This window comes from Ectothiorhodospira shaposhnikovii (assembly GCF_016584105.1).
GTDB lineage: Bacteria > Pseudomonadota > Gammaproteobacteria > Ectothiorhodospirales > Ectothiorhodospiraceae > Ectothiorhodospira > Ectothiorhodospira shaposhnikovii.
In genome coordinates this window covers 129,276-149,902 of record NZ_NRSM01000003.1, presented here as the reverse complement: position 1 = coordinate 149,902, position 20,627 = coordinate 129,276, and the positions used below count along the sequence as shown (strand labels likewise).

Sequence of the window (20,627 nt, the reverse complement as noted above, 5' to 3'; positions counted from 1 at the left end):
TCATACTGGAACGCACCGCAACTCATCGTCCCCAGCCCCTCGTGATCAGACGTCTCGACCCCAAAGAAATCGTTGACGAGTTCATCAACGATCTGCGCCAGGACCTGCAGAACAACGGGATCCAGATTCCCACATTGCCTGACATCTCCATCCAGGCATTGTTCACCATCAATCGGGATGACAGCTCCATCGACGAGATCACCGCCGTGGTGGCCAGAGACACCGCCATGGCGGCCCGGCTGATCCGCTACGCCAACAGCCCCGTCTACCGGGGATTGAGCCGATGCACCACCATCAAGTCGGCCATTACCAGACTGGGGCTGGAAAAAACCAAGAATGTAGTACTGACGCTGGCCATGCGTGATGTTTTCAACACCGGTCACCGAGGGATCCGGGAACGCATGGAAACACTCTGGAACCACAGCGTGGAAGTTGCCATTCTGAGCAGCCTGCTGGCATGGCAGCAAAGCCATCTGGACCAGGAAGTTGCCCTGCTGGCAGGTCTGGTTCACGACGTGGGCGTCATCCCGATTCTGAACAAGGCAAAGAACATCGATGTGATCGTGGAAAACGAAAAATACCTGGACATGATCATCTCGACCCTGCACATGAGCGTGGGCCGCGCCATCCTCAAAGCCTGGAACTTTGATCAGCAGATGATCGATGTAGCGGGTGAACATGACAATCTGCAACGGGATCCGGGCGATGAATCCCCGATCGACTACGTGGATATTGTTCAGGCTGCCAATATCGAAAGCTATCAGTCTACCGGACATCGCCTGGCCAAGGTGGATCGTCTCACGGTTCCATCGCTCCGGCGCCTGGGTTGCACCCCCGAAGATCCCACCCTGCACTGGGACGCAGACCCCGCAGCCATGGAGCAGGTCAGCCGGATCTTCATGTGAGTCCCGGCTCCGGGAGCTCACGTGCCCAGGCATCGGCGATGCCGGTTCTCCACGAGATACAGAAAAAAGCCCGCGGTTATGCGGGCTTTTTGGCATCTGCAGGCCAGCCAGTGCCAGACGTGCTGTGCAGTAAATCTTGGTCGTCCCCACGCCCTTGCTGCTCTCTTCCACCCAACCGCCCCACCCCGCACTGGCAGGATTAGACCACTGTCAAAATGTCAGAAACTAGTGCATTATTTCTCTGTTAAAGAGGTGCCCCATACCCATGAACACGCTGCCCGAGACCATCCTGCAACAAGCTCGATCCCTCCCCGAGGGGGGCGTCCTGTCGCCCAAGGAGTTCCTGCACTTGGGAAGCCGGTCGGCGGTGGATCAGGCGTTCTCGCGGCTGGCCAAGACTGGCAAATTGCTACGCGTGGCGCGTGGCGCCTACGCTGCGCCCGTGTCCAGCCGATTCGGCTCTCGCGCCCCTGCTCCCGAAAAAGTCGTCAAGGCGCTGGCCGAACAGAGCGGCGAAATCGTCGTGCCGCACGGCGCCAGTGCCGCCAATGCCCTGGGCCTGACGCAGCAGGTGCCTATCCGCGAGGTCTATCTGACTTCCGGGAGGACCCGGAAGCTCAAGCTCGGACGCTCGGAAGTGCTGGTAAAGCACGCACCGCACTGGATGTTGGCGCTGGGCACGCGGCCGGCTGGCGCGGCGGTGCGCGCATTGGCGTGGATTGGACCGATGCACGCCAGCGAGTCGCTGGCGGCGCTTCATCGCACCCTGCCCCGCTCCGAATGGCTGGCACTGGCCTCGGCACGGGCAACACTGCCCGGCTGGATGGCACAGGCCATTGGCAAGGAAGCTGCTCGTGGCTGAAAACTTCTTCGAGCTGAGCAAAGAGGATCAACGTGAAGCACTGGAGTACGGTCGCGCCGAATCCGGCCGACCCGCGCACCTGCTCGAAAAGGACGTGTGGGTAGTCTGGGCGCTACGCGCTCTGTTTGAATCGCCCCTGGCGGCCGACCTAACCTTCAAGGGCGGCACATCACTCTCGAAGGTCTACAAGGTCATCGACCGCTTCTCCGAAGACATCGACCTGACCTATGACATCCGCAAGCTGATTCCGGACCTGATTGGCGAAGGAGGCGATTTGCCGGCGAGCCGCAGCCAGGCTGGCAAATGGACGAAGGCCGTGCGACACCGACTGCCCGAGTGGATCACGCAGAACGTGCAGCCGGTGATCCAAACGGCCCTGACTCGCGACCACCTGGACGCCCGGCTCGAACTCGGTGGCCAAGACAACGACAAACTGTTTCTGCACTACTCTGCCCTAGCGCAAGGCACGGGGTATGTAGCACCCGTCGTTACGCTGGAGTTCGGTGGCCGTGCCACAGGAGAACCACACGAGGTATTTCGGGTGACCTGCGACATTGCAGAACACCTGCCCGAGGTGTCCTTCCCCACGGCCTCACCGCTGGTCATGAGCGTCGCGCGCACCTTTTGGGAGATGGTAGGAGACGCCCTATCCTTCGACAGCCTGCTGGAAGCATGCGCCGAACTGGAAGCCATGGTGAACAGAGCGGTCGCATAACGACAACAACATCAACAAGCATTTTCCGGGGGAACCATGCGCGTTTCACGGTTGCAGATAGAGAACTTCCGCGGCATCAAGGAAGCGGAACTTTATTTCTCAGGGCATACGCTCTTGATTGGCGGCAACAACGTCGGCAAAAGCACTATCTGCGAAGCACTCGATCTCGTGCTTGGACCGGATCGCCTGAACCGAACTCCGCCCGTTGAGGAGTTCGACTTCCGCAATGCCGGCTATCTGAAAGGCGACGATGATGACGCCGATCCCAGGTCGATTCCCACCAAGGTCAAGCGGGCGATAGGCTTCCTCTACCTGCGCACCATCCGTACCGGATCACGTGCGTTGAGCCTGGAGCGCGGTACGCTGCTCGACAATATCCTGCGCCTGAAAGACGCTCAGGTACTTCTGAATGACTGGGCTGCCTTAACGCAGGAAGTACCAGCGATGTACGGCATCGGAAAAAACTCTTTGCATGACTCCTTTCAGATTTCACATGCAACATAGCAGTTGATGTTTGGTGGGTCGCCTTTCTTTGCCTTCCAAGACCGCTTCAACCTGACGCCACGCTGCGTCGTATGGGACTTGGCCGAAGTAGAAGCGCGGGTGGAAGAACGAAAGCAAGCGCCTCGCAGCAGCACCTCCAAACCGGATGTCCATCTACGAAAAACCCGCCCTGTTCGGGCGGGTTCGAGCGAGACATGAAGCCGGGTAACGGCTCTCAACCAACCAAGGCTTTCAGCTCCTTGGACGCCGAGCGCGGCAGCCGCCGAACCTCCTTCGCCACGTTGACCTGCAAGGCCACCCGCGCCACATCCAGCACGTCCTTGGCCAGCGCATAACTGCCCTTGGCATCCAACCAGGCCAGCACATCCGCCAGATGCCAGATCGACGCACTGCCTTCATGCACCGGCGCCGGGAAGCTGCCCGGATGGGCCAGCATCAGCTTGCGCATGTTCTGCCTCGATACGCCGACAATTTCAGCCACATCAGTCAACCCAACGAGATCCGGCGCCACTTCGATCAGCCGTGCCGATGGCACAGCGCGGCGCACGTCGGCCAGCGCGCTGCGCACGGCTTCCTCCGCATTGGTTGCCTCGCGGGTGAACTCCAGCGCCAGGCGGCCCGGCTGGCCGATGCCGACCAAGGCATCGTCGCAGCCGGCTTCGCCTAAGCGTTCGACCAGCACATCCAGGTCGCTATCGCCGTCAGTAAGCTGATATTTCAGGGTGAAGGTGTACTCCATCGCGCTACTCCTTGGCACCGTCATCAACCTCACTCTGCTTGCGATGCGTGGTGCAGTTGTCCACGACGCGCCTCAAAGCGCGGGCGTGGTTGGCTGGATTCTTCGGCGTGCTCCATACGCTGGTGATACAGAACTCGCCGCAGCGGCATTCCTCGTCGTTGTATGGGCAGTAAATCCGCCCCCAGGCATGGCTACCACCGACTTCGACGCGCCAGCCCTGCCCTTCGGCGTGCCTGAGAGCTTCCTCGACCTCTTTCTTCGGATGAGAAGGACGAGCCATCAGTGGTCTCCAGTATGGGGGTGACCGGCAAGGTTGTCAAATGACAACCTTGCCGGTCTGTTAACCGAGCGCGAGGAACGCCCGTCCTCGTGTGCCAGGCATTTTTCGATCCAGTCACGGTTTAAGCCGATTTCATTCAGCAGCGTCGAGCCGGTGCGGCGCAGGTCATGGACAGTGAATGGGTCAAGCGGTAGCCCTTTGGATTTTGCAGCCTCTACGACAAGCCGGGTGACCCGATTCAGGGTCGCATTGGACATGCAGCGTCCTGGATCGTAACGAGACGGGGAAACAAATTGCGAGCCCGCCACACAGGCGTGGAGTTGGACGAAGATGGCGAGTGCCTGGCGTGACAGATAGACCACATGCGGATTACGCCCCTTCATCCGCTGCTTCGGGATCGTCCAGGTCGCACGTTCGAAATCAACCTCATTCCAAGTGGCGCGGAGCAGTTCACACGCCATCGCCAGCGAAAAGGACCTGGAGACTTGCTGATGCCCGGAAAGCCTTGTAAAACAAGCATTTCCGAGAAGACTTTTACCGTCAAAGACGGTAAAAGTCTGAATAGTGAACGAGAATGTCTTAATCCGGCCTCGATTCTTACCGTCAGCGCTGCCGTCAACCTGTTTTGCTGGCCGGCGATAGCCACCGATAGTTGCCGTGACGTATTTTCTCAAATAATCAACACGTTACGACTTTCTTTCGATAGCTGGCGATAGTCCTCGAAGGACGTCAATTCACTCCCACTCAATCGTCGCCGGCGGCTTGCCGGAGATGTCGTAGACCACGCGGGAAATGCCCTTCACTTCATTGATGATGCGCCGCGAGACCTTGTCCAGGAACTCGTAAGGCAGGTGCGCCCAGCGGGCGGTCATGAAGTCGATGGTCTCGACGGCGCGCAGGGCCACCACATAGTCATAGCGGCGACCGTCTCCCATCACGCCGACGGATTTCACCGGCAAAAAGACCGCAAAGGCCTGGGACACCTGGTCATACAGGTCGGCACTGCGCAGTTCCTCAATAAAGATGTGATCCGCCTGGCGCAGCAGGTCCGCGTAGGGCTTGGTGACCTCACCCAGGATGCGCACACCCAGCCCCGGCCCCGGGAAGGGATGCCGGTAGACCATCTCCGACGGCAGCCCCAGCTCCACGCCGATGCGCCGCACCTCGTCCTTGAACAGTTCCCGCAACGGCTCCACCAGACCCATCTTCATGGTCTCCGGCAGGCCGCCCACGTTGTGATGGGACTTGATCACATGGGCCTTGCCGGTCTTGGAACCGGCGGACTCGATCACATCGGGATAGATGGTGCCCTGGGCCAGCCAGCGGGCATTCTTGAGCTTGGCGGCCTCTTCGTCGAAGACCTCGACGAACAGACGACCGATGATCTTGCGCTTGGCTTCCGGATCCGACTCCCCGGCCAGTGCCTCAAGGAAACGGGCTTCCGCATCCACCCGGATCACCCGCACGCCCATGTGGCGGGCAAAGGTGGCCATGACCTGGTCCCCTTCATGGAGACGCAAAAGACCGGTATCGACGAACACGCAGGTGAGCTGGTCACCGATGGCCTTGTGCAGCAGGGCACCCACCACGGAGGAATCCACGCCACCGGACAGGCCCAGGATGACCTCGTCGGTGCCCACCTGCTCCCGCACCCGATGGATCATGTCATCGATGATGTTGCCGGCGGTCCAGAGGTTTTCGCAACCGCAGATGTCATGGACGAAGCGGGACAGGATGCGCTGCCCCTGGCGGGTATGGGTCACCTCGGGATGGAACTGAACGCCGTAGAAGCGACGCGCCTCGTCGGCCATGCCGGCCATGGGGGCCGAGTCCGTGGAGGCCATCAGGGAGAAGCCTTCCGGCAGGGCGCAGACCCGGTCACCATGGGACATCCAGACATCCAGCAGGCCATGGCCTTCGGGGCTGGTGTGGTCTTCGATGTCCGTCAGCAGGCGGGTATGGCCGTGGGCCCGGACCTGGGCATAGCCAAACTCCCGATGATCGGAACTCTCGACCCGCCCGCCGAGTTGGGCCGCCATGGTCTGCATGCCGTAGCAGATGCCCAGCACCGGCACCCCCAGTTCGAACACGCACTGGGGAGCGCGGGGCGGATCGCTTTCGATCACGGATTCCGGGCCACCGGAGAGGATGATGCCGCTGGGGTTGAAGTCGCGCACGGCGGCGGCGTCCATGTCCCAGGGGTGGATCTCGGAATAGACCCCGGACTCCCGCACCCGCCGGGCGATGAGCTGGGTGTACTGGGAGCCGAAATCGATGATGAGAATGCGATGGGCGTGAATATCCGGGGCAGACAGGGGCATCTTCTTCAATCCATCCGGTAGTTGGGGGCTTCCTTGGTGATGGTCACGTCATGGACGTGACTTTCACGCATCCCCGCCGAGGTGACCCGCACGAAACCGGGACGGGTCCGCATCTCGTCGATGTTGCTGCAGCCCACATAGCCCATGGAGGAACGCAGTCCGCCCACCAGCTGATGGATGATGGCCACGATGGTGCCCTTGTAGGGGACGCGACCCTCGATGCCTTCCGGCACCAGCTTGTCCACCACGCCGCTGCTTTCCTGGAAATAACGGTCCGAGGAGCCCTGCTGCATGGCGCCCAGGGAACCCATGCCCCGGTAGGACTTGTAGGAACGGCCCTGATACAGCTCCACTTCACCGGGCGCCTCTTCGGTACCGGCAAACAGGCTGCCCAGCATGACGCAGTGGGCACCACCGGCGATGGCCTTGGCAAAATCGCCGGAGAAGCGCACGCCGCCGTCGGCGATCAGGGGCACGCCCGTACCTTCCAGGGCCTGGCGCACGTTGTCGATGGCGGTCATCTGGGGTACGCCCACGCCGGCCACGATACGGGTGGTGCAGATGGAGCCGGGGCCGATGCCCACCTTGACGGCATCCGCGCCCGCCTGTGCCAGGGCACGGGCTGCCTCGGCGGTGGCGATGTTGCCGCCGATGACCTGGACCTCCGGATAGGTCTTCTTCACCCAGGCCACCCGGTCGAGCACGCCCTGGGAATGGCCGTGGGCGGTATCCACCACCACCACGTCCACCCCGGCTTCCACCAGCGCGGCGCAGCGTTCCTCAGTACCGGCACCCACGCCCAAGGCCGCCCCCACCCGCAGCCGACCACGGTCGTCCTTGCAGGCACTGGGGAAGTCGGTGGACTTCTGGATGTCCTTGACGGTGATCATGCCCCGCAGGTGGAAGTGATCGTTCACCACCAGCACCTTTTCGATGCGGTGCTTGTGCAACAAATGCTGGACTTCTTCGCGGCTCGCCCCTTCGCGGACGGTCACCAGGCGATCCTTGGGTGTCATGATCTCGGACACCGGAGAATCCATGCGGGTTTCGAAACGCAGGTCACGACTGGTGACGATGCCCACCAGGTCGACACCCTTGACCACCGGAACACCGGAGATGGAATTGGCACGGGTGATGGCCAGCACGTCACGGATACTGGTATCCGGGGTGACGGTGATGGGGTCGCTGATGACACCGCTTTCGTACTTCTTGACCTGACGTACCTGCTGGGCCTGAGCCTCGATGCTCATATTCTTGTGTACGATGCCGATGCCCCCCTCCTGGGCGATGGCGATGGCCAGGCGGGCCTCGGTGACCGTATCCATGGCGGCGGAGACCAGGGGGATGTTCAGGGTGATGTCGCGGGTGAGGCGAGTGGTAAGGTCCACGTCTCTGGGAAGCACCGCCGAATGGGCGGGGACCAGGAGGACGTCGTCGAAGGTGAGGGCTTCCTGGACGATGCGCATGATATGTCTCGGGGGGAGGTATTGGTGAATCGGCCAATTATAGAGAGGCACCCGGATGGGGTAAACCCGACCATTCCTGGGGGGACTGGATATGACGCCGGTTTCCATGGCATGGTTCCCGGTTATTTTCCTCAACCACGGAGTACCTGCCTTGCCTGCCCAGGTCCCGGAACCAGAGATTTACAGCGTCTCCCGCCTGAATCAGGCGGTGCAGGGACACATTGAAAGCGGCTTTGCCCTGTTGTGGGTGGAAGGAGAGCTGTCCAATCTGGCGCGCCCTGCCTCCGGCCACTGGTATTTCTCTCTCAAGGATGAAGGGGCCCAGGTGCGTTGCGCCCTGTTTCGCAACCGGGCCCAGGGAGTGCGTTTTCGTCCCCGGGACGGCATGCAGGTACTGGCCCGGGCACGGGTCAGCCTCTATGTGCCCCGGGGTGACTATCAGCTCATCGTCGAGCACATGGAGGAAGCCGGGGATGGTGCCCTGCGACGTGCCTTCGAGGCACTGCATCGCCGGCTGGAGGCGGAAGGACTGTTCGACCCCGCCTTCAAACGCCCTCTGCCCCGTTTTCCCCGTTGCGTGGGGGTGATCACCTCCGCCACCGGCGCGGCCATCCGGGATATCCTGGCGGTCCTCAAGCGCCGCTTCCCGGCGTTGCCCGTGATGGTTTATCCCGTACCGGTACAAGGGAGCGAGGCGGCGCCGCGCATCGCCGAGGCGCTTGAGGTCGCCGCGGCCCGGGGGGACTGTGACGTGCTGATTCTGGCCCGGGGCGGTGGCTCGCTGGAGGACCTGTGGGCTTTCAACGAGGAGGTCGTGGCCCGTGCCATCCGTGCCTGCCCCATCCCCGTGGTCAGCGGCATCGGCCATGAAACGGACATCACCATTGCCGACCTGGCGGCCGATCACCGCGCACCCACCCCGTCGGTGGCCGCCGAACTGGTCAGTCCCGACGGCGGCGAACTGCTGCAGCGGGTGAATCAGCTGGAGCGACTGCTGTGTGAACGTTTTTCCCGTCGGCTGCTGACGTGCGGCCAGCGAGTGCAAATCCTGGAGCAGCGGCTGCGGCATCAGCACCCCGAGCGGCGCCTGCAGGCCCGGGCCCAGCGCCTGGATGAACTGGAATTGCGACTGCGCCGGGCCTTGTGGCGACGGCTTCGGGAGCAACGCATCGAGCTGGCCCATCTGTGGACCCGTCTGGGGCGCTGTTCTCCCCGGACCCGCCTGACCGGCATGGTGCATCAGCGGCAGGACCTGGCCCTGCGCCTGGAGCGTGCCATGGCCCTTCGCCTGGAACGCCTGAGTGGCCGGGTATCCTTGCAGGCCCGCACCCTGCATGCGGTGAGTCCCCTGGCCACCCTGGGGCGGGGGTACAGCATCCTGCTCAGTGCCGAGGGCCGGGCCATTCGTACCCCGGAACAGGTGAAATCCGGAGAGCGTCTGGAAGCCCGCCTTGCCCAGGGTCGGCTGTGGTGCCGGGTGGAATGATTGATCAGGGAAGCAGGGCCTCCAGATAACGGATATCGACGATTCCGTTCTCCGGCCCCCGTCCCTGAATCACCCGCCCCGGCATCCCAGGCTCTCCCAGATGCTCCAGTACCGCGGTGGCCCCGGAAAAATCATCCTCCACCGTATATCCGCTCACCGTGATCAACGTGGCAATCCCCGCCCCTTGCGAGGCCCGCAGTCCCTGGGAGGAATCCTCGATGGCCACGCAATGCCGGGCCGGCAGATCCAGACGTTCCAGCACGTGATGATAGATATCGGGCGCAGGTTTCTTCGCTGGCACCACGTCGCCGGCACCGATCACCCGAAACCACCCCACCGACGCCTCGCCCAGATTGGCCCGCAACAGGGCTTCCACATTGGTCAGTGACGTGGTGGTGGCGATCGCCAGCATCACACCCGTCGAGCGGGCCTGTTCAATCAGCCGCATGACCCCAGGCCGCAACGGAATCCCGCCCCGCTCCAGCATGTCCACGAAGTGGCGAGTCTTGCGGGCATGCAGATCACCAATGAAACGGTCCAGGTCAGCGGGCGGCGTGAACTCCGGTGCGAACGCATCCAGGTAATGGCGAATCCGCTCCTTGCCGCCGGCCACCTGCAACAGCCGGCCATAGAGCGGCACGCTCCAGTCCCAGTCCAGACCCATCTCCCGAAAGGCGGCATTGAAGGCGGGGCGATGGCCATCCCGCTCCGTATCCGCCAGAGTGCCGTCCACATCGAATATCAGAGCCTTCAGATCAGACATGCTGCCTCCCCGTGGTGATCATCATTTTCGCGGACTCCGCCGGGCGGAAATCCGGCCTTTTTCCCGGGCCTTTTGCTTGCGTCCCACCCGATTCTCTGGTATCTAGACTCGCCTTTTGACACTCAGGAGTTTGCGAGCGATGGCCTCCAGCAAGAGTACGCCAAACGGTTCCGGCAGTCTTTCCCAGTCAGGTCAGGGTATCGCCCCCTACCAGCCGGCCGAGGGCGAGGAGTACATGTGCAAGCCCCAGAAGGATCACTTCCGCGCCATTTTGCTGGCCTGGAAGCAGGACCTGATGGAAGAAGTGGACCGCACCGTGGGCCACATGAAGGAAGATGCCGCCAACTTTGCCGACCCGGCCGACCGCGCCACCCAGGAGGAGGAGTTCAGCCTGGAACTGCGCACCCGCGACCGGGAACGCAAGCTGATCCGCAAGATCGACGAAGCCCTCAAGGACATCGAAAGCGGCGACTACGGTTACTGCGAGGCCTGCGGCGTGGAAATCGGTATCCGCCGTCTGGAAGCCCGCCCCACCGCCACCCTGTGCATCGACTGCAAGACCCTGCAGGAAATCAAGGAAAAGCAGATGGCCTGATGGCGCGGCCAGCCAAGGCAACAGGACTGACAACACCTTCCCGTGAGCAGGTGCCGCCCTGCCACGGGAGGGTCTTATCTGCCGGTCATCCGTGACCTACATCGGTCGTTTCGCCCCCTCCCCCACCGGCCCCCTGCATCAGGGTTCCCTGGTCGCCGCCGTTTTCTCCTTTCTGGATGCCCGCGCCCACCAGGGCATCTGGCGGGTCCGCATCGAAGACCTGGACCCACCCCGGGAACAGCCCGGCGCCGCCGACGCCATCCTGCGCACCCTGGAAGCCCATGCCCTGCTCTGGGACGAAGACATCCTCTATCAGAGTTCCCGCCTTGAGGCCTATGCCGAGGCCATGACGGCGCTGCGGCACAAGGGACAGGCCTATGACTGCGGATGTACCCGCCGTGAGATCGCCGCCTCCGGCCTCGCCGGACTGGAAGGCCCGGTCTATCCCGGCACCTGCCGTCAAGGACTGGCGCCCGGACGGGTCCCCCGTGCCCTGCGGGTACGCACCCACGATGACCCCATCGGCTTCCACGACCGCCACCATGGCCTCGTCAGCCAGTGCCTGGGCCGGGAGATCGGTGACTTTGTGATCCGCCGTGCCGACGGACTCACGGCCTACCAGCTGGCGGTGGTGGTGGATGACGCCTTTCAGGGCATCACCCATGTGGTGCGGGGCAGCGACCTGCTGGACTCCACTCCCCGCCAGATCCACCTGCAGCGACTGCTGGCACTGCCCACGCCGGTCTACCTGCATCACCCCCTGGTGCTGGACGGTAACGGCGACAAGCTCTCCAAGCAGACCCACGCCCCGGCGGTGGACAGCACCGCCCCTCTGACCAACCTGGCCGCCGTGATGGGGTTTCTCCACCTGCCCCTGCCCCCGGACTGGCGGGATGCCACCCCTGCCGCACTGCTGGATCACGCCCTGGCGCACTGGCCCTTCCGGACCTGATGCTGGCCTGAGCCGGCCGGATACTGCATCCTTGCGGGTTTGAAGGATCAACCTCAGGACATCCCCCATGTCATCCCAGGACAAGACACTGCTGCTGTTCCTGCTCGGCGTGCTGCTGTTCGCATCGCCGCTGGTGGCGTGGTGGAGCCGTTCGGGTGCCCCCTGGTATCTGCCTTACCTGCTCTGGGGCACCATCATCGCCCTGGCCTGGGTGGTGCAATGGCGACGGGGCCGCCATGATCTCTGAGATCGGTCTGCTCTATGCGGTCGGGGTTGCCTACCTGGCGCTGCTGTTCTTCATCGCCCATGCGGCGGAAAAGGGCTGGCTGCCGGGCCGGCTGGTGCACCACCCGCTGGTCTATACCCTGTCTCTGGGGGTCTATGCCACCTCATGGAGCTTCTACGGCAGCGTGGGGTTTGCCAACACCGAAGGCTATCAATTCCTCACCATCTATCTTGGGGTCACCCTCGCCTTCCTGCTGGCGCCGTTACTGCTGGCGCCCCTGCTGCGCCTGGTGCGGGAGTATCAGCTCACATCCCTGGCCGACCTGTTTGCCTTCCGCTATCGCAGCCAGTGGACCGGGGTCATCGTCACCCTGTTCATGCTGGCGGGCATCCTTCCCTACATCGCCCTGCAGATCAAGGCGGTCACGGAATCCGTTTCCGTGCTCACCCGGCAGGATACGCCTCACCTGCTGGCCCTGGGTTTTTGCGCCACCCTGATGCTGTTCGCGATCCTGTTCGGCGCCCGCCACATCACCCCCCGGGAAAAGCACGAGGGCCTGGTGGTGGCCATCGCCTTCGAGTCCGCCGTCAAGCTGCTGGCCCTGCTGGCCGTGGGCGGCTTTGCCCTGTTCGGGGTCTTCGGCGGTTTCGGTGGACTGGATGCATGGCTGACCGCCCACCCGGAAGCCCTGGAAGCCCTGTACGAGCCGGTGCGTGAAGGCCCCTGGACGACCCTCATGCTGCTGTCCTTCGCCGCCGCCTTCCTGCTGCCGCGGCAGTTCCACATGACCTTCGTGGAGAACATCAACCCCCGCTCCCTGCAGACGGCCACCTGGGCCTTCCCCCTGTTTCTGCTGCTGCTCAACCTGCCCATTCCCCTGATCCTCTGGGCCGGTCAGGCCACCGACCTGCAGACCTCGCCAGACTATTACGTGCTGGGACTGCCGGTGGCGGCGGACCAGGGCTGGCTGGCCCTGTTCACCTTCATCGGCGGGATTTCCGCCGCCAGCGCCATGATGATCGTCACCACCCTGGCCCTGGCCGCCATGTGCCTGAATCACCTGATCCTGCCGGCCCATTACCGCCAGCAGTCCCTGCCCCGGAACAATCTCTACGGCTGGCTGTTGTGGGGCCGCCGGGTGCTGATACTGCTCATCATCGGCATGGGTTACGGCTTTTACTGGCTGCTGGAATTCAACCAGGGCCTGGCCCAGATCGGCCTCATCTCCTTCGTCGCCGTGGCCCAGTTCCTGCCCGGCATCCTGGGCCTGCTGTTCTGGCCGCGGGCCAACCGGGTGGGCTTCATCGCCGGACTGATGGGCGGTATCCTGGTATGGCTGCTGGCCCTGATCATCCCCTTGATTCACGACTCCGGTCTGCCCATGGTGGACTTCAACCTGATGCGCTGGATGGGTGCGGAGGAGGAAAACCGCTGGGCCTTCTCCACCTTCTGGTCACTGACCCTCAACAGCCTGCTGTTCGTCGCCGGCTCCCTGCTCACCCGTCCCACCCGGGAAGAGCTGGAGGCCTCCCAGAGCTGTCGTCGGGAACAGCTCACCCCCAGCAGGTTGCTGGGCGATGGCGAGATTCGCAACGTGGAACAGCTGCACACCAACCTGTCCCAGGTGATCGGACCGCAGACCGCCGCCCTGGAGATCCAGCGCGCCCTGGGCGACCTGAAGCTGGACTCCCGTGAACAACGCCCCAACGAACTGCGCAAGCTGCGGGCACGGCTGGAACGCAACCTTTCCGGCCTGATGGGCCCGCTGCTGGCGCGCATGATCGTGGACAATCGCCTGGAAGTCCCGCCCCAGACCCAGGTGGCCCTGGCGGACAGCCTGCGCTTCGTGGAGGAGCAATTGGAACACTCCACCGTGCGCCTCAAGGGACTGGCGGCGGAGCTGGACACCCTGCGTCGCTATCACCGCCAGGTACTCCACGAGCTGCCGCTGGGGGTCTGTTCCATTTCCTCGGGGGGTGACATTCTGATCTGGAACAACACCATGGCTGTCATCTCCGGCATTTCTTCCTCCTATGCGGTGGGACAGACCCTGGACGGACTCAAGGACCCCTGGGACGGGGTGCTGCGCACCTTCATCAACGGCGATGACCGGCACCTGTACAAGCTGCAGCTCACCGTGGACGGCCGCCAGCGCCGGCTGAACCTGCACAAGGCCGCCATCGAGTCCGCCGGGCTGGGCAGTTCCGTGGCCCATGGCCTGGGGGGAATGGTGGTACTGGTGGAGGATCTGACGGAACTGCACAATCTGGAAAGCGAGGTGGCCCACAACGACCGCCTGGCCTCCATCGGCCGGCTCGCCGCCGGGGTGGCCCACGAGATCGGCAACCCGCTTACCGGCATTGCCTCCCTGGCCCAGAACCTGCGTTATGAGAAAGACCCCGCGGAGGTGGACCTGACTTCCCGCCAGATCCTGGAACAGACCCGGCGCATCAATGACATCGTCCAGTCCCTGATCACCTTCAGTCATAGCGGCGAGGTGCCCCGCATGCGGCCCGCCCCGGTGAACATGCGGGCCTGCGTGGACGAGGCCATCCATCTGGTACAGTTGAGCGACAGCGGGCGCGACATGCGCTGCCTCAACGAAATACCCGACACCCTCATCGCCCGGGGCAACGCCCAGCGCCTGCTGCAGGTCTTCGTCAACCTGATCAACAACGCCCTGCAGGCCGGCCGCCCCGGCGACCGCATCGTCATCCGGGGTGAATACGCCCTGGGCAGCGTGGAGATCCAGGTGGAGGACGAGGGCAGCGGCATTCCGGAATCCGTGCTCGACCGGATCTTCGAACCCTTCTTCACCACCAAGCCCCCGGGCGAAGGCACCGGTCTGGGGCTGTCGGTGGTGTACAGCATCATTCAGGACCACGGCGGCATGGTCTACGCGGACAACCTGCCCGAAGGCGGGGCCCGCTTCCATATCCGGCTGCCGGCCGTCGAAGAGGAGACCCTGGCTTGAACCGAATTCTGATCCTGGAAGACGAGGCGGTGATCCGCCGCGCCCTGCGACGTCTTCTGGAACACGAAGGCTATCGCATCGAAGAGGCGGCCTGCATCGCCGACGCCCGCCGGCTGTGCGAGACCTCCCGCTTCGACCTGCTGATCTGCGACCTGCGCCTGCCCGACGGCGAAGGCATCGAGATGCTCGGCCACTGCGGCGACACCCCAGTGCTCATCATGACCAGCTATGCCAGCGTCCGCTCCGCCGTCGACGCCATGAAACAGGGGGCCACGGACTATATCGCCAAGCCCTTCGACCATGACGAAATGCTGTTGTGCGTGGCCCGCATCCTCAAGCAGCGGCAACTGGAACGGGAAAACGCCCAGCTTCACTCCCAGCTCGGTCAGGCCTATCCGGTGGAGGGCATGGTGGGCGAGTCGCCCGCCATGCAGCAGGTATGCAGAACCCTGGAGAAAGTGGCGCCCACCGATGCCACGGTCCTGATCCGGGGCGAATCCGGCACCGGCAAGGAACTGGTGGCACGGGCCATTCACAAGAAGAGCCGCCGCGCCCAGGCCGCCCTGGTTTCGGTCAACTGTGCCGCCATTCCCGAAGGCCTGCTGGAATCGGAACTGTTCGGCCACGAAAAGGGGGCCTTCACCGGAGCCGCCCAAAGCCGCCAGGGACTGGCGGAAGCCGCCGACGGCGGCACCCTGTTTCTGGACGAGATCGGCGAACTCACCCCCGCCGCCCAGTCCCGGCTGCTGCGGGTGCTGCAGGACGGCGAGATTCGCCGGGTGGGTGCCAACAGCAGCCGCAAGGTGGACGTGCGCCTGCTGGCGGCCACCCACCGGGACCTGGAACTGATGGTGCGGCAGGGAGACTTCCGCGAGGATCTCTACTACCGGCTCAAGGTCATGGAAATCAGCCTTCCCCCACTGAGGGAACGGCGGGAAGACCTCCCCCGACTGGCGGAATTCCTGCTGGAAAAGGCCTGCCGCCGTCTCAAGCAGGCACCGGCCCGACTGGCACCGTCGGCCCTGGCGGCCCTGCAGGCCCATCGCTGGCCCGGCAACGTGCGGGAACTGGAAAACGCCCTGGAGCGGGCGGTGATCCTGGCCGACGGCGACTGCATCGCCGCCGAACATCTGGGCCTGACCCCCGGCCCCACCCAGGAAGCGACCCCGGACACCAGCCTGGAGGACTACTTCCGCCGCTTCGTGCTGGAAAACCAGGCCCGGATGACGGAAACGGAACTGGCCCGGCGGCTGGGCATCAGCCGCAAGGCCCTCTGGGAACGACGCAACCGCATGGGCATTCCCCGCCCCAGGGCCTGAGCATGAATGTTACCTTGGGTAACATCCGTTACCCAAGGTAACAGGCGACTCGCACACACCCATTGCAACCTGTTGTTTCCAAAGGGAACAAATACCTGGCACACCTTCTGCATTGATGTCCGGCAAGACCACGGCCATCCATGGACACCATGCAGACAGATCCAGGCAACAGCGCAGACCGGCAGCGGGGTGTCCTCATCCCCGTGATGGAATTCCTGGGCCGCCACGAGCCCTTTACCCGGATGGACCCGGTCCATCTGGAATTCCTCGCCAAGCGCCTGCGTCTGGTCTTCTACACCCGTGACGAGCAGATCCTGAACCCCAAGTCCGGGCCCGCAGACCGTTTCTTCATCGTCAAGCAGGGCCGGGTGCTGGGGGAATCCCTGGACCCCAACGGCAACCCCGTCAGCACCGCCTGGGTGCTGGCCCCGGGGGAATGCTTTCCCATCGGTGCCCTGCTGGCCCGCCGGCCGGTGAAGACCCGCTACCGGGCCGCCGAGGATACCTTCTGCTTCGAGATGGACCGGGACGACTTCAACCATCTGCTCAAGATGTGCCCCGAATTCCACGACTTCTGTACCCGGCGTCTGGCCAGTCTGCTGGACACGGTGCAACGCCACGTGCAGTTCAGCACCGCCTCGGGGCTGGGCGGCGACACCTCCCTCAACACCACCGTCGGTGAACGCCTCCAGCGTGAGCCCGTCACCTTTCGGCCCGACGCCTCCATTCGTCAGGCCCTGCAGGCCATGCAGGACGAACGCATCGGCAGCATCATCGTCACCGATGACGAGCAAAGACCCCTGGGCGTCTTCACCCTGCACGACCTGCTCAAGCGGGTGGCCCTGCCCGGGATCGGCCTGGATCAGCCCATCAGCGCGGTGATGACCCCCGATCCGGTCACCCTGCCCTCCAGCGCCTTTGCCTTCGAGGCCGCCATGCTGATGGCCAGCCACGGCTTCCATCACCTGTGCATTGTCGACCGGGGCCGGCTGCGGGGCGTGATCTCCGAGGGCGACCTGTTCTCCCTGCAGCGGGTCAGCCTGGCCAACCTGAGCCGCTCCATGAGCCAGGCCGAGGACGTCAATGCCCTGGCCCGCCTGGGCACCGACGTGCACCTGCTGATCGGCCAGATGATTGCCCAGGGCGTGCGGGTGGATCAGATCACCCAGATCATCGCCATGCTCAATGACCAGCTCACCCGCCGCATCATCACCCTCTGCCTGCACGAGGCCGACGGCGACATCCCCGAGTTCGACTGGCTCTCCTTCGGCAGTGAGGGCCGCCAGGAACAGACCCTCAAGACCGACCAGGACAACGGCATGCTGTTCCTGCCCCAGGACGGCATGAGCCCGGACCAGATCCGCGCCCGGCTGCTGCCCCTGGCGGAACAGATCAACGAAGCCCTGCGGATCTGCGGCTTCCCCCTGTGCCGGGGGCGGGTCATGGCCAACAATCCGGAATGCTGCCTGAGCCTGGAGGAATGGCGTGCCCGTTTCTCCCGCTGGATCGACCAGGGCACTCCCGAGCATCTACTCAAGGCCAATATCTACTTTGATTTCCGGGTGCTCTACGGCGGCGAGCAACCGGGCGCCGGACTGCGGGCCTGGTTCCTGGAAAAGACTTCCCAGAACAGCCGTTTCCGCCGCCAGATGGCGGAAAACGCCCTGCGCCTGCGCCCCCCGCTGGGGCTGTTCGGCGACTTCAAGGTGAGTTCAGGCGGCGCCCGTCATCCGCGCAGCCTGGATCTCAAGGTCAACGGCACCACTCCCTTCGTGGACGTGGCCCGCATCTTCGCCCTGGCACTGGAGATGCCCGACAGCAACACCACACGCCGTTTCGAGGCCTGTGCCGAGGCCGGGGTGATGAAGCGGGAAGACGTGGCGGCCTGGCTCAATGCCTACCACTACATCCTGCTGCTGCGCATGCGCAATCACCATGAGCAGGCCCAGGCCGGCCAGCCCCTGAGCAATTTCATCAACCCCGAGCGTCTGGACGAACTGGAGCAGCGGATCCTCAAGGAATCCTTCCGGCAGATCCGCAAGCTGCAGTCGCGCCTGGCGCTGGAATATCAGCTGTAAGGACATCAGGGCAGAACCCGGGCCCAAGGGAATACAGAGCCCATCACCCGCAACAGGACAGGGACACAAGCCCCTTGATTCATGCATTCAAGATGGAGGCAAGACAAATGCAGTCCGACCATTACCCGGCAAACCGATTTGATCGGAGGAGTCAGTTATGAGTGAAAAAATGAGAGATCTTCTCAAAAAGATCCTGGCGGAAGAATCCAGCATCAGTGACAGGACCAAGGAGCAGATCCGCCAGACCCTGGCTTCCGCCGGCACTCTGGAGGATCAGAGAAGCGCTTACTGGAAAGCCAATCTGAGCATCCTCGGCTGGTGTCTGGGGGTGTGGTTCATCGCCGGCTACCTGCTGCCCATCTTCATGGTGGACGCGCTCAACACCATGTCCATCGGTGGTTATCCGCTGGGCTTCTGGATGGCCCAGCAGGGCTCCATCTACACCTTCCTGGTACTGATCTTCTTCTACGCCTGGTGGATGAACCGCCTGGACAAGAAGTTCGACGTCCACGAAGAATGATAACGACTGGGGGATAATCCTATGGATCTTAAAGTAATGATCTACCTGGTGGTCGGTGCCACCTTTGCGCTGTATATAGGCATCGCCATCTGGGCCCGGGCAGGCAGCACCGGGGAATTCTACGTGGCCGGCAAGGGCGTCAATCCGATCGCCAACGGCATGGCCACGGCGGCCGACTGGATGTCCGCGGCCTCCTTCATCTCCATGGCGGGCCTGATCGCATTTTTGGGCTACAGCGGCTCGGTCTACCTGATGGGCTGGACCGGCGGCTACGTGCTGATGGCCCTGCTGCTGGCACCGTACCTGCGCAAGTTCGGCAAGTTCACGGTGCCCCAGTTCGTGGGTGATCGCTTCTACTCCAACGGCGCTCGCATTGTGGCGGTGATCTGCCTGCTCATCATCTCCATCACTTACGTGATCGGGCAGATGCGCGGCGTGGGTATCGCCTTCTCGCGCTTCCTGGAAGTGGACATCCTCTGGGGTCTGGTCGCCGGCATGAGCATCGTGTTCGTGTACGCGGTGCTCGGCGGCATGAAGGGGATCACCTACACCCAGATCGCCCAGTACGTGGTGCTGATCTTTGCCTACACCGTGCCCGCGGTGTTCATCTCCATCCAGCTCACCGGCCACTTCCTGCCCCAGACCGGCCTGGGCGCCACCCTCTCCGGTGACGACAGCCGTTACCTGCTCGACGCCCTGAACGGCATGATGGTGGATCTGGGCTTTGCCGAGTACACCACCAACGCCAGCTTCAGTACCCTCAACATGTTCCTGCTGACCATGGCGCTGATGATCGGTACCGCCGGTCTGCCCCACGTCATCATCCGTTTCTTCACCGTCCCCCGCGTGCGCGACGCCCGCAAGTCCGCCGGCTGGGCCCTGATCTTCATCGCCCTGCTCTACACCACCGCTCCGGCCGTGGGTGCCATGGCCATGTACAACCTGGTGAACACCCTCTACCCCGGCGGTGTGGGCAACACCAGCGAAGCCATGGTCTACGACGAGCGTCCGGACTGGATGCGTACCTGGGAAAACACCGGCCTGCTGGTGTTCGAAGACAAGAACAATGACGGCCGCATCCAGTACTACAACCAGAACAACCCACCTGCCTTTGCAGGCCAGGACGACCTGCAGGGCAATGAACTGGTGCGTCTGGACCGCGACATCATGGTGCTTGCCAACCCGGAAATCGCCAGCCTGCCCAACTGGGTGATCGCGCTGGTGGCGGCCGGGGGTATCGCGGCGGCCCTGTCCACTGCGGCGGGTCTGTTGCTGGCCATCTCCTCGGCCATCTCCCACGACCTGCTCAAGGGGGTGTTCATGCCCAAGATCTCGGAAAAGAACGAGCTCATGGCGGGACGCATCTCCATGGCGGCAGCCATCCTCCTGGCCGGTTACCTGGGGCTCAATCCACCGGGCTTTGCGGCCGAGGTGGTGGCACTGGCCTTCGGTCTGGCGGCATCCTCCCTGTTCCCCGTGCTCATGATGGGCATCTTCTACAAGCGGATGAACAAGGAAGGCGCCATCGCCGGCATGCTCACCGGTCTGTTCACCACCCTGATCTACATCTTCATGTACAAGGGCTGGTTCTTCATTCCGGGCACGGCCATGCTGCCTGACAACGCCAGCGGCTGGATCATGGGCATTTCGCCCCAGGGCTTCGGCACCATCGGTGCGGTTCTGAACGTGGCTGTGGCAATGATCGTCTGCAAGCTGACGGCACCGCCGCCGAAGGAAATCCAGGCCCTGGTGGAAAGCGTGCGCGTACCGCGCGCCGACACCGCCTGATTTTCACCAACCGGGGACCCGCACAAGCGGGTCCCCTCTTACACCACCGGGTCAAGATGTCTGTGCTGGCGCCATTCGGAAACGCGTGATACCAGCACAGACTGCTTGTCAGGGGCCTGGCCGTGCCGATGGCC

At 63.4% G+C, this 20,627-nt stretch carries 19 protein-coding genes; 13 read left to right on the top strand and 6 right to left on the bottom strand.

What is annotated here, in order from left to right; all coding sequences use genetic code 11:
• Positions 1 to 41: 41 nt before the first annotated feature.
• The 4 genes from CKO35_RS03020 to CKO35_RS03005 all read left to right on the top strand — a co-directional run bounded on the left by CKO35_RS03020 (position 42) and on the right by CKO35_RS03005 (position 2,986).
• Entirely contained in the window at positions 42 to 905 is an 864-nt protein-coding gene (locus CKO35_RS03020) for an HDOD domain-containing protein (protein WP_200172478.1), read from the top strand.
• 265 nt (positions 906 to 1,170) lie between these two features.
• The gene (locus CKO35_RS03015) at positions 1,171 to 1,767 is read left to right on the top strand and encodes a DUF6088 family protein (protein WP_200172475.1); all 597 of its coding nucleotides are present in this window, start codon (positions 1,171 to 1,173) and stop codon (positions 1,765 to 1,767) included.
• Complete coding sequence (locus CKO35_RS03010) at positions 1,760 to 2,482, top strand: nucleotidyl transferase AbiEii/AbiGii toxin family protein (protein ID WP_200172473.1); 723 nt, start codon at positions 1,760 to 1,762, stop codon at positions 2,480 to 2,482. Before CKO35_RS03015 ends, CKO35_RS03010 begins: the two co-directional genes overlap by 8 nt.
• Positions 2,483 to 2,518: 36 nt before the next feature.
• Entirely contained in the window at positions 2,519 to 2,986 is a 468-nt protein-coding gene (locus CKO35_RS03005) for an AAA family ATPase (RefSeq protein ID WP_200172472.1), read from the top strand.
• Positions 2,987 to 3,200: 214 nt separating this feature from the next.
• Here CKO35_RS03005 and CKO35_RS03000 read toward each other — a convergent pair whose 3' ends face one another.
• From CKO35_RS03000 to guaB, 5 genes are read right to left on the bottom strand one after another with little or no spacing between them, the layout of a single operon-like run.
• Positions 3,201 to 3,725: a helix-turn-helix transcriptional regulator gene (locus CKO35_RS03000; RefSeq protein ID WP_200172470.1), complete on the bottom strand. Its 525-nt coding sequence runs from the start codon at positions 3,723 to 3,725 to the stop codon at positions 3,201 to 3,203.
• A gap of 4 nt (positions 3,726 to 3,729) precedes the next feature.
• Positions 3,730 to 4,005, bottom strand: coding sequence for a hypothetical protein (locus tag CKO35_RS02995; RefSeq protein ID WP_200172467.1), 276 nt, complete (start codon positions 4,003 to 4,005; stop codon positions 3,730 to 3,732).
• Positions 4,005 to 4,679 carry a tyrosine-type recombinase/integrase gene (locus CKO35_RS18665; RefSeq protein WP_242466982.1) on the bottom strand — a complete coding sequence of 225 codons (675 nt, stop codon included), beginning with the start codon at positions 4,677 to 4,679 and terminating at the stop codon, positions 4,005 to 4,007. The genes CKO35_RS02995 and CKO35_RS18665 overlap by 1 nt, the downstream gene beginning before the upstream one ends.
• 60 nt (positions 4,680 to 4,739) lie before the next feature.
• Positions 4,740 to 6,326, bottom strand: coding sequence for a glutamine-hydrolyzing GMP synthase (gene guaA / locus CKO35_RS02985; protein ID WP_200172465.1), 1,587 nt, complete (start codon positions 6,324 to 6,326; stop codon positions 4,740 to 4,742).
• Positions 6,327 to 6,331: 5 nt separating this feature from the next.
• Positions 6,332 to 7,792 carry an IMP dehydrogenase gene (gene guaB, locus CKO35_RS02980; protein WP_200172463.1) on the bottom strand — a complete coding sequence of 487 codons (1,461 nt, stop codon included), beginning with the start codon at positions 7,790 to 7,792 and terminating at the stop codon, positions 6,332 to 6,334.
• Positions 7,793 to 7,943: 151 nt separating this feature from the next.
• Between guaB and xseA the strand changes: the two genes are divergently transcribed.
• Positions 7,944 to 9,278, top strand: a complete 1,335-nt coding sequence (gene xseA, locus CKO35_RS02975; protein WP_242466981.1) for an exodeoxyribonuclease VII large subunit — start codon at positions 7,944 to 7,946, stop codon at positions 9,276 to 9,278.
• 4 nt (positions 9,279 to 9,282) lie between these two features.
• On the opposite strand, the gene CKO35_RS02970 is transcribed toward xseA, so the two are convergent.
• The gene (locus CKO35_RS02970) at positions 9,283 to 10,041 is read right to left on the bottom strand and encodes an HAD family hydrolase (protein WP_200172459.1); all 759 of its coding nucleotides are present in this window, start codon (positions 10,039 to 10,041) and stop codon (positions 9,283 to 9,285) included.
• 139 nt (positions 10,042 to 10,180) lie between these two features.
• On the opposite strand from CKO35_RS02970, the gene dksA reads away from it, so the two are divergent.
• From dksA to CKO35_RS02930, 8 genes are all read left to right on the top strand, one after another.
• Positions 10,181 to 10,636 (top strand): RNA polymerase-binding protein DksA, encoded by a 456-nt coding sequence (dksA, locus tag CKO35_RS02965; protein WP_200172457.1) that lies wholly within the window; start codon positions 10,181 to 10,183, stop codon positions 10,634 to 10,636.
• Positions 10,637 to 10,727: 91 nt separating this feature from the next.
• Positions 10,728 to 11,588, top strand: coding sequence for a tRNA glutamyl-Q(34) synthetase GluQRS (gene gluQRS / locus CKO35_RS02960; RefSeq protein ID WP_200172450.1), 861 nt, complete (start codon positions 10,728 to 10,730; stop codon positions 11,586 to 11,588).
• Positions 11,589 to 11,655: 67 nt separating this feature from the next.
• Positions 11,656 to 11,835, top strand: a complete 180-nt coding sequence (locus CKO35_RS02955) for a hypothetical protein (RefSeq protein ID WP_200172448.1) — start codon at positions 11,656 to 11,658, stop codon at positions 11,833 to 11,835.
• A complete protein-coding gene (locus CKO35_RS02950; protein ID WP_200172446.1) occupies positions 11,825 to 14,788 on the top strand; it encodes a sensor histidine kinase in 2,964 nt (987 codons plus the stop codon). The genes CKO35_RS02955 and CKO35_RS02950 overlap by 11 nt, the downstream gene beginning before the upstream one ends.
• Positions 14,785 to 16,107, top strand: coding sequence for a sigma-54-dependent transcriptional regulator (locus tag CKO35_RS02945; protein WP_200172444.1), 1,323 nt, complete (start codon positions 14,785 to 14,787; stop codon positions 16,105 to 16,107). The genes CKO35_RS02950 and CKO35_RS02945 overlap by 4 nt, the downstream gene beginning before the upstream one ends.
• A 149-nt stretch (positions 16,108 to 16,256) precedes the next feature.
• A complete protein-coding gene (locus tag CKO35_RS02940; RefSeq protein WP_200172442.1) occupies positions 16,257 to 18,185 on the top strand; it encodes a putative nucleotidyltransferase substrate binding domain-containing protein in 1,929 nt (642 codons plus the stop codon).
• A 265-nt stretch (positions 18,186 to 18,450) separates the two neighbouring features.
• Entirely contained in the window at positions 18,451 to 18,705 is a 255-nt protein-coding gene (locus tag CKO35_RS02935; protein ID WP_420870735.1) for a DUF4212 domain-containing protein, read from the top strand.
• A gap of 21 nt (positions 18,706 to 18,726) precedes the next feature.
• Positions 18,727 to 20,493 carry a sodium:solute symporter family protein gene (locus CKO35_RS02930; protein ID WP_200172432.1) on the top strand — a complete coding sequence of 589 codons (1,767 nt, stop codon included), beginning with the start codon at positions 18,727 to 18,729 and terminating at the stop codon, positions 20,491 to 20,493.
• The last annotated feature ends 134 nt before the right edge of the window (positions 20,494 to 20,627 follow it).